Origin of the sequence: Lysobacter sp. (genome assembly GCA_013141175.1) — a bacterium.
Classification (GTDB): domain Bacteria; phylum Pseudomonadota; class Gammaproteobacteria; order Xanthomonadales; family Xanthomonadaceae; genus Lysobacter_I.
Map to the genome: position 1 here is coordinate 3,513,496 of JABFRN010000001.1, position 18,898 is coordinate 3,532,393.

An 18,898-nucleotide genomic window follows, 5' to 3' on the forward strand; every position below is an offset into this window, starting at 1 on the left:
AGGGCGACGAGATGGCTCATCACGACACCAATCCGCACGCCACCGGTCCAGTCGGCCCCGCGCCGAAGGAACATCAGGTCGTCTACACCACGCTGCATTTCGACAAGCCGTGGTCGTACGAAAACTACCTGAAGACGGGCGGCTACAGTGCGCTGCGCAGGATCATCGAAGAAAAGATCCCGCCGGAACAGGTGATCGAAATGGTCAAGGGTTCCGGGCTGCGCGGCCGTGGTGGCGCGGGCTTTCCCACCGGCCTGAAGTGGAGCTTCATGCCCAAGGGCACCGGCATGCAGAAATACATCCTCTGCAACTCGGACGAATCCGAGCCGGGCACCTGCAAGGACCGCGACATCCTGCGTTTCAACCCGCATGCGGTGATCGAAGGCATGGCCATCGCGTGTTACGCGACCGGTTCGGCCGTCGCTTACAACTACCTGCGCGGCGAATTCCATCACGAGCCGTTCGAGCATCTGGAAGAAGCCACCGCCGAAGCCTACAAGCACGGCTGGCTGGGCAAGAACGTGCTCGGCAGCGGCCTCGACATCGATATCCACAACGCGCTCGGCGCGGGCGCCTACATCTGCGGCGAAGAAACCGCGCTGATGGAATCGCTGGAAGGCAAGAAGGGCCAGCCGCGCTTCAAACCGCCGTTCCCGGCCAACTTCGGCCTGTACGGCCGCCCGACCACGATCAACAACACCGAAACCTATGCGTCGGTGCCGGCGATCATCCGCAACGGCGCCGAATGGTTCCTCAATCTCGGCAAGCCGAACAATGGCGGCCCGAAGATCTTCTCGGTCTCCGGCCATGTCGCCAAGCCGGGCAATTACGAAATCCGACTCGGCACTTCGTTCGCCGATCTGCTGGAGATGGCAGGCGGCGTGCGCAATGGCCACCAGCTGAAAGCGGTGATTCCGGGCGGCTCGTCGATGCCGGTGCTGCCGGCCGAGACCATGATGGGCCTGACCATGGATTACGACGCGATCCAGAAGGCCGGTTCCGGTCTTGGCTCGGGCGCGGTGATCGTGATGGACGAAACCGCCTGCATGGTGCGCGCCTGCCAGCGCATCGCACGCTTCTATTTCAAGGAAAGCTGCGGCCAGTGCACGCCGTGCCGCGAAGGCACCGGCTGGATGTACCGCATGCTCACCCGCATCGTCGAGAAGCAGGCGACGATGGACGACCTGCACATGCTGAAAGCGGCGGCGGGCCAGATCGAAGGCCACACCATTTGCGCGTTCGGCGAAGCCGCCGCGTGGCCGGTGCAGGGTTTCCTGCGCCATTTCTGGCACGAATTCGAATACGCGATCGTGAACCGGCGTTTCCTGGTCGATGATCGGCGCGCGGGCACGGTGGTCGAACAGGCAACGGCCGAGAAGGTGACGGCATGAGTACCGAAACCGTCAACGCGCCCGTCGTGCCGGTCGTCCCCGAGGGCCACGTCGCGATCGAGATCGACGGTCAGCCGCTGTTCGCGCCGAAAGGCTCGATGATCATCCACGCCGCCGACAAGGCCGGCATTCCGATTCCGCGCTTCTGCTACCACGAGAAGCTGCCGATCGCCGCGAACTGCCGCATGTGTCTGGTCGACGCCGAAATGGGCGGACGGCCGATGCCCAAGCCGCAGCCGGCCTGCGCCACGCCGGTCGCCGACGGCATGAAGATATTCACGCGCAACGAGAAAGCGCTGAAAGCGCAGCGCAACGTGATGGAATTCCTGCTGATCAACCATCCGCTCGACTGTCCGATCTGCGATCAGGGCGGCGAGTGCGAACTGCAGGACATGTCGCTGGGCTACGGCCGTTCGGTCAGCCGGTTCTCGGAGCGCAAGCGCACCGTGGCCGACGAGGACATGGGGCCGCTGGTCGCCACCGACATGACCCGCTGCATCCAGTGCACGCGCTGCGTGCGCTTCACCGCGGACATCGCCGGCACCTACGAACTCGGCGGCATGCAGCGCGGCGAGAATCTGCAGATCGGCACGTTCGACGGCAAGCCGTTGACCACCGAACTCTCCGGCAACGTCATCGACGTGTGCCCGGTCGGCGCGCTCACCAATAAAGTGTTCCGCTTCCGCGCGCGTCCGTGGGAACTGATCGCCAAGGAATCGCTCGGCTATCACGATGCGCTGGGCAGCAACCTGTTCCTGCACGCGCGTCGCGGCGACGTGCTGCGTTCGGTGCCGCGCGACAACGAAGCGGTCAACGAGTGCTGGCTGTCGGATCGCGACCGTTACTCGCATCAAGGCCTGGGCGCCGAGGATCGCGCGACGAAGCCGCTGATCAAGGAAGGCGACACCTTCCGCGAAGCAAGCTGGGAAGAGGCGCTGGCCAAAGCCGCCGACATCCTGCGGGCCAACCGTGGCGACGCGCTGGGTGTGCTCGTGCATCCGGCGAGCTCGAACGAAGAAGGCGCGCTGCTCGCCCGTCTCGCCGGAGCGCTCGGCACCGGCAATCTTGATCACCGCATCGCCCAGCACGACCTGTCCGATGGCGCGACCGCCGCGCAGTTCGGCATGTCGGTCGCCGATCTCGAAACCGCCGATGCGATCGTCATCGTCGGCTCGAATCTGCGCCATGAAGTGCCGTTGCTGCATCAGCGCCTGCACAAGGCGGCGAAGCGCGGCGCGAAGATCCACGTCATCAATCCGGTCGATTTCGATTTCACCTTCAAGGCGGCTTCGAAGACCATCGTGCCGCCGTCGCAGTTGGCGTCGTCCTTGGCCGGCTTCAAGCTGGACAACCTCGCGAAAGCCGCGGTGATCGTCGGTGCCGTGGCCGAAAATTCCATCCACGCCGCTGCGATCCGCAGCGCAGCGGCTGCGTTCGCTTCCGCGAACAATGCCGCGCTGTGCCGCATTCCGCAGGGCGCCAACGCGCTGGGTCTTTCGCGCCACGGTGTGCTGCCGACCGCGCTCGATGCGCAGGCGATGCTCGCCGATCCGCGTGCCGCGTACGTGCTGTACGGCATCGAACCCGGCCTCGACTTCGCCGACCAGGCGCGCGCGCTCAAAGCGCTGGGTGCGGCCAAGGTCGTGGCGTTCAGCCAGTTCGCCTGCCGTTCGACGCGTGCGGTCGCCGACGTGATCCTGCCGATCGGCGCGCTGCCGGAAATCGACGCCACGCTGACCAATCTCGATGGTCGAGACCAGCGCGCGATCGCCGGCGGCAAGTTGCCGGGCGATGCGCGCCCGGGCTGGCGCGTGCTGCGTGCGCTTGGCGGCGAACTCGCTGCCCCCGGCTTCGAATTCACCGATCTCGCCGGCCTGCGTGCAGGCATCAGGACGCGCGATGTCGCGGTCAAGGTCTCGATGTCACCGACGCCGACCGGCGAGGGCATCGAACTCGTTGTCACACAGGCGATCTATCGCGTCGATGGCGTGACCCGTCGCGCCGCCGCGCTGCAAGCGCATCCGCTCAATGCCGGTCCGCGCATCGTGCTGCATCCGCAGGATGCCGCTGCGGCTTCGCTCGTGACGGGTGCGATGGCCAAGGTCGACAATGGTGTCGGCACTGCAACGCTGCAGGTCGTCCTCGACGATCGCGTCGCCAAGGGGGCCGCCTGGGTCGAATCCGGTTACGGCCCGACCGCAGCGCTGGGTGCGGGACGCGTTCGCGTCGCGGCGGTCGCATCGACGGGAGCCGACGCATGAACATGCTGTTCGACGTCCTGCGCGACTGGATCCTGGCCATGGGCACCACCGGCGCGGTCCTGTGGATCGTGCTGAAGATCCTCGCGGTCGCGATGCCGGTGATCATCGCCGTCGCGTTCTACGTGGTCTGGGAGCGCAAGCTCATCGGCTGGATGCATGTCCGTCATGGGCCGATGTATGTCGGCTGGGGCATCCTCCAGGCGTTCGCGGACGTCTTCAAACTGTTGTTCAAGGAAGTGATCCAGCCCAGCAGCGCGAACAAGCCGCTGTTCATCCTCGCGCCGATGATCGCACTGGTTCCCGCATTGGCGGCCTGGGCGGTGGTGCCGTTCGACGCGAAGCTGGTGTTGTCGAATGCGAACGCCGGCCTGCTGTATCTGCTGGCGATGACCTCGCTGGGCGTGTACGGCATCATCCTCGCCGGCTGGGCCTCGAACTCGAAGTACGCGTTTCTCGGCGCGATGCGCGCTGCCTCGCAGGTCGTGTCCTACGAAATCGCGATGGGCTTCGCGCTGGTCGGCGTGCTGATGGCCGCCGGCAGTCTGAACATCACCGACATCGTGGTCGCGCAGTCCGGCAACGCCGGCCCGTTCGAGTGGTTCTGGCTGCCGCTGCTGCCGCTGTTCGTCGTCTACTTCGTGTCCGGTGTGGCCGAAACCAACCGCGCGCCGTTCGACGTGGTGGAAGGCGAGTCCGAAATCGTCGCCGGCCACATGGTCGAGTATTCGGGTTCGCAGTTCTCGCTGTTCTTCCTGGCCGAATACGCCAACATGATCCTGGTCAGCTTCCTGACCGCGCTGTTCTTCCTCGGTGGCTGGCTCAGCCCATTCCAGGGCGTTCCACTGGGCGACGTGTCGCCGTGGGTCGACTGGATCTGGAAGGGCGGTTGGCCGTGGCTGTTGATGAAGGTGTTCCTCTTCGCCAGCCTGTTCATCTGGTTCCGCGCATCGTTCCCGCGTTACCGCTACGACCAGATCATGCGTCTGGGCTGGAAGGTCTTCATCCCGATCACCCTCGTGTGGATCTTCGCGACGGCGTTGATGGTGTTCTTCGGCGTGTTCGAGGCGGGGCAGTGATGAACAAGGCGATGTCCTATCTCAAGAGCCTGCTGCTGCTGGAACTGTTCCAGGGCATGTGGCTGACGCTGAAGTACCTGTTCCGTCCCAAGTACACGCTGATGTACCCGATGGAAAAGACCCCGCAGTCGCCGCGCTTCCGCGGCCTGCACGCCCTGCGCCGCTATCCGAACGGCGAAGAGCGCTGCATCGCCTGCAAGCTGTGCGAAGCGGTCTGCCCGGCGCTGGCGATCACCATCGATTCGGAGCAGCGCGCCGACGGCACCCGCCGCACCACGCGCTACGACATCGATCTGTTCAAGTGCATCTTCTGCGGATTCTGCGAGGAATCCTGCCCGGTCGATTCGATCGTGGAAACCCATCTCCACGAGTACCACTTCGAAAAGCGCGGCGAGAATATCGTGACCAAAACGCAGCTGTTGGCGATCGGCGACCGTCTCGAAAAAGAGATCGCCGAACGTCGCGCCGCCGACGCCAGCTACCGCTGAACATGCATCGTCGAATGAACAAGTCTCCCTGAGGGCCGCCGTGGAATTCACCACTCTCGCATTCATGGTTTTCGCCACGGTCGCCGTGCTTTCGGCGGGCGCGGTGATCACCGTGCGCAATCCGGTGCACGCCGCGCTCTGCCTCGTGCTGACCTTCTTCACCGTGGCCTGCACCTGGATCCTGGCCGGCGCCGAGTTCCTTGGCGTTGCGCTGATCCTGGTCTACGTCGGCGCGGTGATGGTGCTGTTCCTGTTCGTGGTGATGATGCTCGACGTCGATACCGCGCCGATGCGCGAAGGCTTCGTGCGCTATCTGCCGCTCGGGCTGCTGGTCGCGGTGGTGATGCTGATCGAAATGCTGACCCTGATCGGCGTGGAAGCGAAGTTCGCCTCGACATTCGGCGAGGATCCCGCCGCCGCAGCCGGCCTTTCGAACACGGCCTGGCTCGCCAATGCACTGTTCACCGATTACATGCTGCCGTTCGAGGTCGCCGCGGTCATCCTGACCATCGCGGTGGTCGCCGCCGTGATGCTGACCCTGCGTCGCCGCGTCGGCGCCAAGCATCAGAACCCGGGCGAGCAGTCGCGCGTTCGTGCGCAGGACCGGGTCCGTCTGGTCAAGATGGATGCGGTACGCCCGGCGCCGGTCGGCGACGCCGTCGCAGCCGATGAGGTGAAATCATGATGGGACCGTTGGCCCTCGGGCACTATCTGGCGTTCGGCGCGGCGCTGTTCTGCATCAGCCTGGCCGGCATCTTCCTCAACCGGAAGAACGTCATCATCCTGTTGATGTCGATCGAGCTGATGCTGCTGAGCGTCAACATCAACTTCGTCGCGTTCTCGCGCCACCTCGGCGACGCCGCCGGTCAGATCTTCGTGTTCTTCATCCTGACCGTGGCCGCTGCGGAGGCTGCGATCGGCCTGGCCATCCTGGTCACCCTGTTCCGCAATCGGCGCACGATCAACGTCGCCGAAATCGACACCTTGAAAGGCTGACGGGACCCGGTATGGAACCTGCTGTTGTGGAACATGTGATTTCCAAGTCCATCCTGGTCGTGATCGTCCTCGCGCCGCTGATCGGCGCGATCCTCGCCGGGCTGTTCGGCCGTCGCATCGGCCGGGTCGGCGCGCACAGCGCGACCATCCTCGGCGTCGGCATCAGCTGTGCATTGTCGTGCTATGTCCTGTGGCAACTGGTCGCGCAGGGCGTTTCGCCGTTCAACCAGAACCTGTACACCTTCTTCGATGTCGCCGGTTACGACGCCCACGTGGGTTTCATGGTCGACAAGCTGACCGCGATGATGATGGTCGTGGTGACTTTCGTCTCGCTGCTGGTGCACGTCTACACCATCGGTTACATGGCCGAAGATCCCGGTTACCAGCGCTTCTTCAGCTACATCAGCCTGTTCACGTTCTCGATGCTGATGCTGGTGATGAGCAACAATTTCCTGCAGCTGTTCTTCGGCTGGGAAGCGGTGGGCCTGGTGTCGTACCTGCTGATCGGTTTCTGGTTCAAGCGGCCGAGCGCGATCTTCGCGAACATGAAGGCATTCCTCGTCAACCGCGTCGGCGACTTCGGCTTCCTGCTCGGGATCGCCGGCGTGCTGTTCTGGTTCGAGACCCTCGATTACGCGACCGTGTTCGCGAACGCGTCCAGCACGATCGGCGGCGGCCAGACCGTTGCGATCTTCAGCGGCCACGAATGGTCGGTCGCGACCGTCATCTGCATCTGCCTGTTCATCGGTGCGATGGGCAAGTCGGCGCAGGTACCGCTGCACGTGTGGCTGCCGGATTCGATGGAGGGCCCGACCCCGATCTCGGCGCTGATCCACGCCGCGACGATGGTGACCGCCGGCATCTTCATGGTCGCGCGCATGTCGCCGCTGTTCGAGCTGTCGGAGACCGCGCTGAACTTCGTGCTGTTCATCGGTGCGACCACCGCGTTCTTCACCGGCCTGATCGGTATCGTCCAGAACGACATCAAGCGCGTCGTTGCGTACTCGACCTTGTCGCAACTGGGCTACATGACCGTGGCGCTCGGCGTGTCGGCCTATTCGGCGGCGGTCTATCACCTGATGACCCACGCCTTCTTCAAGGCGTTGCTGTTCCTCGCGGCCGGCTCGGTGATCATCGGCATGCACCACGAGCAGGACATGCGCAAGATGGGCGGCCTGCGCAAATACATGCCGATCACCTTCTGGACCAGCGTCATCGGCACGCTGGCGCTGGTCGGCACGCCGTTCTTCAGCGGGTTCTACTCGAAAGACACGATCATCGAGGCCGCAGCGCATCACGCGCACGAGTCGGCGACATGGGTCGCGAACTATGCTTACCTGGCCGTGTTGCTGGGCGCGTTCGTGACGTCGTTCTACAGCTTCCGCCTGCTGTACATGACGTATTTCGGCGAAGAGCGCTTCCGTCACGCGCACGACGCGGATGGCCATGATGATCACGCGCATCACGATGCGCATGCCGGGCATGCGCAGGACGACAACGGTCATGACGCGCACGGCCACGATGATCACGGCCATCACGGCGCGCATGAGCCTCACGAATCTCCATGGGTGGTGACCGTTCCGCTGATCCTGCTGGCGATCCCGTCGGTCGTGATCGGTTTCCTGACCGTCGGGCCGATGCTGTTCGGCACGGACTGGAGCGGCCATCACCAGCAGTTGCCGTTCTTCCTCGGCGCGATCGACGTAAGCGGGGCCAACGACGTGATCGGCAAGCTGAAGGAGGAATTCCACGGGCCGGTCGCGTTCGCGCTGCACGGTTTCATGGCCCCGGCGTTCTGGCTTGCGTTTGGCGGTTTCGCGCTTGCGACCCTCATGTATCTGATCAAACCGGAGCTGCCGGCGAAGTTCGCGGCGTTCCCGCCGTTCGCACTCGCGCGCCGGATCCTCGAAAACAAATACGGGATGGACGATCTGTGGATCGGCGGCTTCGCGGGCGGTGGTCTGCTCGCCGGCAAGCTTTCGCGCAGGAACGATGAGAAGGTCATCGATGGCTTCTTCGTCAACGGCAGTGCGCGGATCGTCGATCTGGTCTCCGGCCTGCTGCGCAAGACCCAGTCCGGCTATCTCTACCATTACGCCTTCGCGATGATTCTCGGCCTGATCGCTTTGCTGGCCGTGTTGATCAAGTTCTGGCGCTGAACTTCGATGTCGATCGAAACGAACTGACGGATACCGAATCGCGATGCAAAATTGGCCTCTTCTCAGCACGCATTTACTGAGCACGTTGATATGGCTGCCCATCGTTGGCGGCGCAGTCGCGCTCGCGCTCGGCAATCAGCGGGCGCAGACCGCGCGTTGGCTGGCGCTGACGGTCGCTTTGGCGACGTTCGCCCTGAGCATACCGCTGCTGACCGGGTTCGATCATGTCACTTCCGCGCTGCAGTTCATCGAGCAGCGCGAGTGGATTCCGGCCTACGGTATCCAGTACCACCTCGGCGCCGACGGCCTCTCGGTCGCGCTGATCGTGCTGACCACGCTGGTCACCGCGCTGGTCCTGATCGGTGCGTGGGGTTCGATCGACAAGCGCGTGAACCAGTACGTCGCTGCATTCCTCTTCCTCGAAGGCCTGATGATCGGCGTCTTCGCCGCCGTCGATGCGATGCTCTTCTATGTGTTCTTCGAGGGCATGCTGATTCCGATGTTCATCATCATCGGCGTCTGGGGCGGTCCACGACGCGTGTACGCATCGGTGAAGTTCTTCCTGTACACCTTCCTCGGCTCGGTGTTCATGCTGGTCGGGTTGATCTACCTGTACCTGAAGGCGGGCAGCTGGCAGTTGCCCGATCTGTACGCGCTGCCGCTCGGCGCCAGCGAGCAGATGTGGCTGTTCTTCGCGTTCCTGATCGCGTTCGCGGTCAAGGTGCCGATGTTCCCGGTCCATACCTGGCTGCCCGACGCCCATGTCGAAGCGCCGACCGGCGGCTCAGTGATCCTGGCGGCGATCATGCTGAAGATCGGCGGTTACGGTTTCCTGCGCTTCAATCTGCCGATCGTTCCCGACGCCAGCCACGAATTCGCCTGGCTGGTGATCGCGCTGAGCCTGATCGCCGTGGTCTACATCGGACTGGTCGCGCTGGTCCAGGAAGACATGAAGAAGCTGATCGCCTATTCGTCGATCTCGCACATGGGTTTCGTCACGCTCGGCATCTTCATCGCGATGATGCTGGTGCGCGATGCCGGCAACCCCGAAGCCGCACGGCTCGGCATGCAGGGCGCGATGGTGCAGATGGTGTCGCACGGTTTCATCTCCGGCGCCATGTTCTCCTGCGTCGGCGTGCTCTACGACCGCATGCACAGCCGCATGATCAAGGATTACGGCGGCGTCGCCAACGTGATGCCGTGGTTCGCCGCGTTCATGGTGTTCTTCAGCATGGCCAATGCCGGTCTGCCGGGCACCTCGGGCTTCGTCGGCGAATTCATGGTCATCCTGGCCAGCTTCCAGGCGCATCCGCTGCTGGCTTTCACCGCTGCGATGACCCTCGTCATCGGCGCCGCCTATACGCTGTGGCTGGTCAAGCGCGTGGTGTTCGGCGACATCGGCAATGCGCATGTCGCCGAGCTCGAAGACATCAATCCACGCGAATGGATCGTGCTCTCGGTCTTCGCCGCAGGCGTGCTGCTCATCGGTCTGTATCCGAAGCCGTTGACCGATCTGATGGAACCCGCCATCGCCCAACTCGCCAGCCAGCTGGCGATCAGCAAGCTCTGAGACCATCATGATTGCAAACAGCGTCACTCCCGCCGATCTGATGCCGTTGCTGCCCGAGCTGGTGCTCGTGGGCGCTGCGTTCGCCTTGCTGCTGCTCGATCTGTTCGTCAGCGAGCGTCAGCGCGGCATCGTCCACATGCTGGCCATCGCCACCCTGATTGCGGTCGCGGGCATGCTCGCGCTCCATGTGGGCGGGCAGGGCACGGTGCTCAACGGCATGTTCATCCGCGACACCATGGCCGATGTCCTGAAGTGGGTGGTCTGCGTGGTCAGCGCGCTGGCGATGGTCTACACATGGTCGTTCCTGCGCGAGCGCGGACTGTACAAGGGCGAGATCGCGGTGCTGATGCTGTTCTCCGTCGCCGGCATGATGCTGCTGATCTCGGCCGGCAACCTGGTGATGGTCTATCTCGGCCTCGAAATGCTCGCGCTGTGTTCGTACGCGCTGGTCGCGATCGACCGCGACAGTCCGCTGGCGTCGGAAGCGGCGATGAAGTATTTCGTGCTGGGCTCGCTGGCCTTGGGCATGCTGCTGTACGGCATGTCGCTGATCTACGGCGCCACCGGCAGCCTCGACCTCGCTGCGATCCATGCCGCGACCACCTCCACGCCGATCCTGTTGACCGGCATGGTGTTCCTGGTCGCGGGCATCGCGTTCAAATTCGGCGCCGCGCCGTTCCACATGTGGCTGCCGGACGTCTATCAGGGCGCGCCCACGCCGATCACCCTGTTCATCGGCGCCGCGCCCAAGCTGGCGGCGTTCGCGATGGCCTACCGTCTGCTCGAAGCCGGTGTCGGCCCGCTCGACGAACAGTGGCGGACGCTGCTGTCCGGGATCGCGGCGCTGTCGCTGGTGGTCGGCAATCTGATCGCGCTGGCGCAGACCAATCTCAAGCGGATGCTCGCGTATTCGACCGTGTCCCACGTCGGCTTCCTGCTGATGGGCCTGGCCGGCGGCGGCGCGGTCGGCTATGCGGCCGGCATGTTCTACGCCATCAGCTATGCGGTGATGGCGGCGGCGGCCTTCGGCACGATCGTGGTGCTGTCCCGGCAGGGTTTCGAAGCCGACCGTATCGAGGACTTCAAGGGCCTGAATGCCCGCAGCCCGTGGATGGCAGGCCTGGTGCTGTGCGTGATGGCGTCGCTGGCCGGCGTGCCGCCGTTCCTCGGCTTCTGGGCGAAGCTGGCGGTGCTGCGCGCGGCGTGGGAAGGCGGCCAGATCTGGCTGGTGATCGTCGGTATCGTGTTCGCGGTGATCGGTGCGTTCTATTACCTGCGGGTGATCCGTGCGATGTATTTCGACGAACCCGAGGGCGAGCCGATGATCCAACGCGAAGACTTGTCGCTGCGGGTGGTGTTCGCGGTCAATGCGCTGTCGCTGCTGGTCCTGGGCATCGCCTGGAACCCGATCATTGCGTGGTGCCAGAAGGCCTTCGCTTGAGCTGAATCGGCCGCGTCCGGGTCCACGGCAGTCACTTGCATCCGCTTGGACCGCATAACAATGGCTTGCATTTTCATGACTCTGTCACCATAATTCCGCTCCTGATGCGGGGTGGAGCAGTCTGGCAGCTCGTCGGGCTCATAACCCGAAGGTCGCAGGTTCAAATCCTGCCCCCGCTACCAGCTTTCGAGTTCGGAAATCGCCATGTTTCGTGGTGGTCGAAGAGCTAGGGAAGTCGGGCTTGGTCGAAGCATGAGCTGCGCTTCGACGCCGAAATCCAGCGGTATTGGACAAGGGGCCCGCAAGGCCCCTTTTTCATTCCGGAAATTTTATGGCGGACAAGGCCACCGACATCTCGAATCTGCTGTCACCGACGGTGCAGGCCCTGGGCCTGGAACTGCTCGGTGTCGAGTATCTGCCTTCGCAGGGCGGCGCGTTGTTGCGGCTTTACATCGATATTCCGCAGGATGCGATCGGCGATGCGGAGACACCGCGCATGGTCGGTATCGAGGATTGCGAGTCGGTCAGCCGGGAAGTGTCCGCACAGCTCGATGTCGAGGATCCGATCAGCAGTCACTACACGCTGGAAGTTTCGTCGCCGGGCGTGGATCGCCCCTTGTTCACTCCCGCGCAATTCGCGCGTTTCCTCGGTGAGCAGGCCAAGATCGGCCTGAAACTCCCCCAGGACGGGCGCCGCAAGCTGCAGGGGAGGATCGTTGCGGTCGAGGGCGAGCGGATCGACGTCGAACTCGACGCCAAACCCGAACCGCAGCGCGTTTCGATCGCTTTCGAGAATATCGAGAAGGCGCGTCTGATCCCCGATTGGGCTGCGCTGGGCTTCGGCCCGGCGAAGCAGGAACCCCCGGCGGGACCGGACAGGAAGAAGAAGCCGGCCGGAAGATCGGCAGGCAAGCCGAAGGGCAAACCGAAGGCCTCGCGGCCTTCGGGCAGTTGAACGGGATTCCGGCGCTTCGTTCGCGGAGTGCTTCCAGCGCAGACATGGCATCACGGTCCGCGCTTCCAACCAAGACACGACATTCAAGTTTTAGAGGCGTAACAGAATGAGTAAGGAACTCCTGCTTGTCGTCGACGCGGTCGCCAATGAAAAGGGCGTGCCGGAGTCGGTCATCATCGAGGCCCTCGAGGCGGCGCTGGCGACGGCGGCCAAGAAGCGGTATCACGAACAAGACGTCCTGACCCGCGTGTCGATCAATCCGAAGGACGGCAGCTACGAGACCTTCCGTCGCTGGGAAGTGGTCGCCGATGACGTGGTGATGGAGTCGCCCGACCGCCAGACCCGTCTGATGGATGCCGTCGACGAAGTCGAAGGCGTGGAAGTCGGCGACTACATCGAAGAGCAGATCGAGAACCCCGAATTCGGCCGCATCGCCGCGCAGGCCGCGAAGCAGGTGATCGTGCAGCGCGTGCGCGAAGCCGAGCGCAATCAGGTCGTCGATGGATGGAAAGATCGCGTCGGCGAGCTGGTGACCGGTATCGTCAAGCGTGTCGAACGCGGCAACGTGTACGTCGATCTCGGCGGCAATGCCGAAGCCTTCATTCCCAAAGACAAGGCGATCCCGCGCGACGTCGTGCGTGCCGGCGATCGCGTTCGCGGCTATCTGTTCGACGTGCGCAGCGAACCGCGCGGCCCGCAGTTGTTCATCAGCCGCGCCGCGCCCGAATTCATGATGGAACTGTTCAAGCTCGAAGTGCCGGAAGTCGGCCAGGGCCTGGTCGAAATCAAGGCCTGCGCCCGCGACCCGGGCGACCGCGCCAAGATCGCGGTCATCGCCTACGACACCCGTACCGACCCGATCGGCGCCTGCATCGGCATGCGCGGCTCGCGCGTGCAGGCGGTGTCGAACGAACTCAATGGCGAACGTGTCGATATCGTCCTGTGGTCGGACAACCCGGCGCAGTTCGTGATCAATGCGATGGCCCCGGCGGAAGTGCAGTCGATCATCGTCGACGAAGAGAAGCACTCGATGGATCTGGCGGTCGCCGAAGAGCGCCTGGCCCAGGCGATCGGCAAGGGCGGCCAGAATGTGCGCCTCGCCAGTCGTTTGACCGGTTGGCAGCTGAACGTGATGACCGCCGACCAGGTTCAGGCCAAGAGCGAAGCCGAGCAGACCGCTGCCCGTCAGCTGTTCATGGCGAAACTCGAAGTCGACGAGGAAATCGCCAGCATCCTGGTGGCCGAAGGCTTCAGCACGGTCGAGGAAATCGCTTACGTGCCGGTCGGCGAGCTGCTGGCGGTGGAGGGTTTCGACGAAGACATCGTCGAAGAACTCCGCTCGCGCGCCCGCGACGCTCTGCTGAACGAGGCTTTGGCGGTCGAGGAAGAGCTGGACGAGCACCAGCCGGCCGAGGAACTGCTGGGTCTGGACGGCATGGACAGCGATACCGCGTATGCCCTGGCCGCGCATGGTGTCCGCACCGTCGACGACCTGGGCGAGCTGGGCGCGGACGAAGTGGCGGAGTTCGGCATCGAAGGTCTGGACGAGGCCCGCGCCGCGGCGCTGATCCTGGCTGCCCGCGCCGAGGAAATCGCCCGTCTCGAACGTGAAACCTGAGCCACGCAACACGATTAGAATCCAACGTTTACCGAGCATGAGCCCACCCGAGGCCGGTCTGCCTCCAGTCCAGCCTCACGCGAGCCCAGTTGTACAACCAGCAGCTTCACAATAAGCAGCCCACGCGCGACACCGTCGATCCATCGCCGGCCGCGCCTCAGGATACGGACACCGAATGTCGCAGCAAACCACCATCCGCACACTGGCCGAACTGGTGAACACGCCGGTCGAGAAGTTGCTGAAGCAGTTGGCCGAGGCCGGCATGAGCTTCAGCGGCCCCGATCAGACCGTGACCAGCGCCGAGAAGCTGAAGTTGCTCGGTTTCCTGAAGCGTTCTCACGGCAAGGGCGAAGCCGCTGCCGAAGAATCGGCCGGGCCGAAGAAGATCACGCTCAACCGCAACCGCAAGCAGGAAATCACCGTGGGCGGCGGCAAGAACCGCCAGACGGTCGATGTCGTGGTGCGCAAGAAAGTCACGCTGGTCAAGCCGCAGGACGGACGCCCCGCGCCCGGTAGCGACGACGAGCGTGCCGACATCATGCGCAAGCTCGAGGAATCGCGCGCGCGCAATCTCGAAGAACAGCAGCGCTTGGCCGAAGACGATCGCAAGCGTGCCGAAGCCGTCGCCGAGCGCAAGCGGCTCGCCGATGAAGTGGCTGCCCGCGCTGCCGCTGCGGCGGCGCCCAAGGTCGCAGCGGCCGGGGAAGAATCCACCGCGGCCACGACGGCGGCCCCCCGCCCGAAGACCGGAGCCCACGGCCACGCCAAGCCTGCGCGTACCGAACCGGCCCGCGTCGACGATCGCGCTGGCCAGAAAAACAAGCCGAACCGCGGTTCGCACGCGATGGTCGCCGACGTCGAGGACGACGACAGCACGGCACGGTTCGCCGGCCAGTTGCATCTGTCCGCGACCGAGCGCGACCGCCGCACGACCGCGCGTACCAAGCCCAAGGCCAAGCGTCAGCTCGAGCAGAGCCGCAGCGGCGGCGGCCAGCACGGCTTCACCCGTCCGACCGAGAAGGTCGTTCGCGAGATCGCCATCGGCGACGCGATCACCGTCTCCGATCTGGCGCAGAAGCTGGCGCTCAAGGGCGGCGATGTGGTCAAGGCCCTGTTCAAGATGGGCGTCATGGCCACCATCACGCAGTCCATCGATCACGATACAGCGGTGCTGATCACCGAGGAGCTCGGCCACAAGGCGATACGCGCCGGTGGCGACGACGCCGAAACCGAACTGATGGCGCATATCGAAGACCAGCAGGGCGAGCGGACTCCGCGTCCGCCGGTGGTCACGATCATGGGCCACGTCGATCACGGCAAGACCTCGCTGCTCGATTACATCCGCCGCACCAAGGTCGCGGCTGGCGAAGCCGGTGGCATCACCCAGCATATCGGCGCGTATCACGTCGAAACGCCGAAGGGCGTGGTCAGCTTCCTCGACACCCCGGGCCACGCCGCGTTCACCGCGATGCGCGCCCGTGGCGCCAAGCTCACGGATATCGTGATCCTGGTGGTCGCCGCCGACGACGGCGTGATGCCGCAGACGGTGGAAGCCGTGCAGCATGCCAAAGCGGCCGGCGTGCAGCTGGTGGTGGCGGTCAACAAGATCGACAAATCCGGCGCCGATCCGCTGCGCGTCAAGAACGACCTGCTCGCGCACGGCGTGGTGGCGGAAGAATTCGGCGGCGAAACCCAGTTCATCGAAGTGTCGGCCAAGACCGGCCAAGGCGTCGACGAACTGCTCGACGCGATCCTGTTGCAGGCCGAAGTGCTGGAGCTCAAGGCCGTATCCGAAGGCCACGCCACCGGTGTGGTCATCGAGTCCGCGCTCGACAAGGGGCGTGGCCCGGTCGCGACGGTGCTGGTCCAGGGTGGCAGTCTGCAGAAAGGCGACTATCTGGTCTGCGGCGTGCAGTACGGACGCGTCCGTGCGCTGTTCGACGAAACCGGCACGCAGGTGCAGTCCGCAGGCCCGTCGATTCCGGTGCAGGTGCTCGGCCTGTCCGGCGTGCCGGATGCCGGCGACGACTTCGTGGTCGTGGCCGACGAGCGCCTGGCGAAGGAAGTCGCCCAGCAGCGCGATACCAAGCGCCGCGAAACGCGCCTGGTCGCGCAGGCGGGCAACCGCATGGAAGACATCATGGCCCAGATGGGGCAGGGTGGCTCCCAGCTCAGTCTCAACCTCGTGGTCAAGGCGGACGTGCAGGGTTCGGCCGAAGCGCTGCGTCAGGCGCTCGTTGGCCTGTCGAACGATCAGATCCGCATCAACATGATCGTGTCGGGCGTGGGCGGCATCACCGAATCCGACGCCAATTCCGCGCTGGCGGCGAAAGCCACCATCATCGGCTTCAACGTCCGTGCCGACGCATCCGCGCGCAAGGTCATCGACGCCAATGGCCTCGATCTGCGCTACTTCTCGATCATCTACGACGTGATCGACCAGGTGAAGCAGGTCGCATCGGGTCTGCTCGGTGTCGAGATCCGCGAAGAGATCATCGGTACCGCACAGGTTCGCGATGTGTTCCGCAGCTCGAAGTTCGGCGCCATCGCCGGCTCGATGGTCATCGAGGGCGTGGTCAGGCGCAACAAGCCGATCCGCGTGCTGCGCGACAACACGGTCGTCTTCGAGGGCGAACTGGAATCCCTGCGCCGCTTCAAGGAGAACGTCGACGAAGTCCGCAACGGTACCGAATGCGGTATCGGCGTGAAGGCCTACAACGACGTGAAGCCGGGCGACCAGATCGAATGCTTCGAGCGCATCGAGGTCCAGCGCACGCTCTGAGCGTGCGTTGACCCGAAGAAGATCGACCGTGAAGAAATCCTTCCATCGCACCGATCGCGTCTCCGCCCAGCTCCGCCGCGAGCTGGGCACGATCGTGCACGCCATGGTGCGTGTGCACGGCCTGCCGTCGGTCAGCGTGTCCGATGTCGAGGTGACCCGCGACATGGCCCACGCCAAGGTATTCGTGACCGCGCTGCAGCCCGAGCGCGCGAAGGAAGCCATGAAGGGGCTCAAGGAACTGGTGCCGGAAATCCGCCACGAGCTGTCGCGCGCGGTGAAGATGCGCCATACCCCCGAACTGCATTTCCACTACGACGATTCGGTGGATCGCGGCGAGCGCATCGACAATCTCCTGCGCGATCTCAACACCGAGTCATAGGGTGCGCCTTGGCGCATCGGCTTTTTCCCATGCGATGGCGCGTCAGGGCGCACCGGCTGTTTTCCGATGCAATGGTGCGCCAGGGCGCACCCTATACACCGGCCGATTAGGACATATCATCCCCCGATGGCCGAGGCTCCCCGCAAACAATTCCGCAAACTCGACGGCATCCTGCTGCTCGACAAGCCGCAGGGGTTGAGCTCGAACCAGGCGCTGCAGCGCGTGCGTCATCTGTTCCGCGCCGACAAGGCCGGCCATACCGGCAGCCTCGATCCGCTGGCCACCGGCCTGCTGCCGATCTGTTTCGGAGAAGCCACCAAGATCGCCGGCAATCTGCTCGGTTCGCGCAAGGCCTACGACACCGTGGCCAGGCTCGGGATGGTCACCGATACCGACGACGCCGAGGGCGTCCTGCTGCGCGAACGTCCCGTCCAGCGTTACGACATCGACACCATCGATGCCGCGCTGCGCGATCTCACCGGACGCATCATGCAACGGCCGCCGATCTATTCGGCGCTCAAGCGCGGCGGGGAACCGCTGTACGTGAAGGCGCGTCGCGGCGAGGCCATCGAGATCGATCCGCGTCCGGTCGACGTCCACGCCTTCGAGCTGCTGTCCGAAGCCGATCTGCTCGATGGCGACGAGCCGCGTCTGCGCTTGCATGTGGAGTGCGGCTCGGGCACCTACGTGCGCAGCCTCGTGCGCGATCTCGGCGAAGCATTGGGCTGCGGCGCGCATGTCGCCGAACTGCGGCGGCTGTGGGTGGACCCGTTCCGCGATCCGCGGATGTGGACGCTCGAATCGCTGCAGGCACTGGCCGAGCGCGACGCGCACTGTCTCGATGCCTGCCTGTTGCCGATCGAAGTGGGGCTGGTCGGCTATCGCCGGGTCGATCTCACCGATGACGGCGTGCGCCGGTTCGAGCACGGCCAGCGGCTGCAGGTGAGCCATGAAATCCCCGGCGAATGCGCGGTGTTCGATCCTGCCGGCCGCGCGCGCGGGCTTGCCCGGATCGACGAGGAAGGCAGCCTTGCGCCGCAGCGGTTGTTCCACTGCCCGCCTTCCGGAAAACACTGAACTCACGGAGCCATTGCATGCCCAGTTTCCGCTTCCTCCGCTTTCTGTCGCTGTCGCTCGCGCTGCAGTGCGCAGGGCCGGTCGCTGCCGCCGAACTGACGGTCGACATGCTGCCCGAGCAGGTCGCGCGCGAGGCCTACAGGCGCATGCAGGCCGCCGACTGGGTCGCCGCTGCCGAGACCTTCGATCCCGCCGCGCTGAAGCGTTTCCGCGAATTGCTGCTGCCGGTGCTCGATGCGGTCGGCGCGGCCGGCAAGGATCCCGCTGGCAGTAAGCAGGCCGGCAAGGATCAGGACAGCGCGTCCGCCGGTGCGCTCATGCTGTGGGTGCTGTTCGCGCCCGCGACCTCGGTCGAGGAGATCAAGGCGCTGTCCGATCGCGAGGTCTTCGCCCGGATCATGGCCAATACGATGTCGCTGGCCAGCGCGAAGCTGGAAGGCCAGGACGTGATCGGGAGCGTGGCCGAGGGCACCGACATGGTGCATGTCGTCACCCGGAATGTCGCCAAGGTCGAAACGATGACCATGACCAAGGTCGAAGCCATCACCCTGCATCGCACGCCGCAAGGTTGGCGGCTTGCGCTCACCGGCGATCTGGAAGGGCTGGCGGAAACGCTGCAGGCTTCGATCGCGCCGCCTCGAGACGCCGCAGCGGGCGACGATTCGCCTTCACCCTGAACGATTTTTTGCGGCGCGGATCCATGCG

15 protein-coding genes and 1 tRNA gene are annotated in these 18,898 nt (G+C 64.5%); all 16 read left to right on the forward strand.

What is annotated here, in order from left to right:
- The first annotated feature begins 11 nt into the window (after positions 1-11).
- The 16 genes from nuoF (at position 12) to HOP03_15600 (ending at position 18,870) form a co-directional block, all read left to right on the forward strand.
- The gene (gene nuoF, locus HOP03_15525) at positions 12-1,391 is read left to right on the forward strand and encodes an NADH-quinone oxidoreductase subunit NuoF (protein NOT89570.1); all 1,380 of its coding nucleotides are present in this window, start codon (positions 12-14) and stop codon (positions 1,389-1,391) included.
- Positions 1,388-3,652 (forward strand): NADH-quinone oxidoreductase subunit NuoG, encoded by a 2,265-nt coding sequence (nuoG, locus tag HOP03_15530; protein ID NOT89571.1) that lies wholly within the window; start codon positions 1,388-1,390, stop codon positions 3,650-3,652. The genes nuoF and nuoG overlap by 4 nt, the downstream gene beginning before the upstream one ends.
- Positions 3,649-4,728, forward strand: a complete 1,080-nt coding sequence (gene nuoH / locus HOP03_15535) for an NADH-quinone oxidoreductase subunit NuoH (protein ID NOT89572.1) — start codon at positions 3,649-3,651, stop codon at positions 4,726-4,728. Before nuoG ends, nuoH begins: the two co-directional genes overlap by 4 nt.
- Positions 4,728-5,216, forward strand: a complete 489-nt coding sequence (gene nuoI, locus HOP03_15540) for an NADH-quinone oxidoreductase subunit NuoI (protein NOT89573.1) — start codon at positions 4,728-4,730, stop codon at positions 5,214-5,216. The genes nuoH and nuoI overlap by 1 nt, the downstream gene beginning before the upstream one ends.
- Before the next feature lie 40 nt (positions 5,217-5,256).
- Positions 5,257-5,901, forward strand: coding sequence for an NADH-quinone oxidoreductase subunit J (locus HOP03_15545; GenBank protein ID NOT89574.1), 645 nt, complete (start codon positions 5,257-5,259; stop codon positions 5,899-5,901).
- Positions 5,901-6,212: an NADH-quinone oxidoreductase subunit NuoK gene (gene nuoK / locus HOP03_15550; protein ID NOT89575.1), complete on the forward strand. Its 312-nt coding sequence runs from the start codon at positions 5,901-5,903 to the stop codon at positions 6,210-6,212. Before HOP03_15545 ends, nuoK begins: the two co-directional genes overlap by 1 nt.
- Before the next feature lie 26 nt (positions 6,213-6,238).
- Positions 6,239-8,371, forward strand: coding sequence for an NADH-quinone oxidoreductase subunit L (gene nuoL / locus HOP03_15555; protein ID NOT89576.1), 2,133 nt, complete (start codon positions 6,239-6,241; stop codon positions 8,369-8,371).
- 43 nt (positions 8,372-8,414) lie between these two features.
- Complete coding sequence (locus tag HOP03_15560) at positions 8,415-9,941, forward strand: NADH-quinone oxidoreductase subunit M (GenBank protein ID NOT89577.1); 1,527 nt, start codon at positions 8,415-8,417, stop codon at positions 9,939-9,941.
- Between the two features lie 7 nt (positions 9,942-9,948).
- Entirely contained in the window at positions 9,949-11,382 is a 1,434-nt protein-coding gene (nuoN, locus tag HOP03_15565) for an NADH-quinone oxidoreductase subunit NuoN (protein ID NOT89578.1), read from the forward strand.
- Positions 11,383-11,487: 105 nt separating this feature from the next.
- Positions 11,488-11,564: transfer RNA gene (locus HOP03_15570), tRNA-Met, on the forward strand.
- Between the two features lie 149 nt (positions 11,565-11,713).
- Positions 11,714-12,337 carry a ribosome maturation factor RimP gene (locus tag HOP03_15575; GenBank protein ID NOT89579.1) on the forward strand — a complete coding sequence of 208 codons (624 nt, stop codon included), beginning with the start codon at positions 11,714-11,716 and terminating at the stop codon, positions 12,335-12,337.
- Between the two features lie 106 nt (positions 12,338-12,443).
- Positions 12,444-13,955, forward strand: coding sequence for a transcription termination/antitermination protein NusA (gene nusA, locus HOP03_15580; GenBank protein ID NOT89580.1), 1,512 nt, complete (start codon positions 12,444-12,446; stop codon positions 13,953-13,955).
- Positions 13,956-14,130: 175 nt separating this feature from the next.
- On the forward strand, positions 14,131-16,737 hold the full coding sequence (infB, locus tag HOP03_15585; GenBank protein NOT89581.1) for a translation initiation factor IF-2: 2,607 nt from the start codon (positions 14,131-14,133) through the stop codon (positions 16,735-16,737).
- Between the two features lie 28 nt (positions 16,738-16,765).
- Positions 16,766-17,116 (forward strand): 30S ribosome-binding factor RbfA, encoded by a 351-nt coding sequence (rbfA, locus tag HOP03_15590; GenBank protein NOT89582.1) that lies wholly within the window; start codon positions 16,766-16,768, stop codon positions 17,114-17,116.
- A gap of 126 nt (positions 17,117-17,242) precedes the next feature.
- Positions 17,243-18,193, forward strand: a complete 951-nt coding sequence (truB, locus tag HOP03_15595; protein NOT89583.1) for a tRNA pseudouridine(55) synthase TruB — start codon at positions 17,243-17,245, stop codon at positions 18,191-18,193.
- 17 nt (positions 18,194-18,210) lie between these two features.
- Entirely contained in the window at positions 18,211-18,870 is a 660-nt protein-coding gene (locus HOP03_15600) for a hypothetical protein (GenBank protein ID NOT89584.1), read from the forward strand.
- Positions 18,871-18,898: the final 28 nt, after the last annotated feature.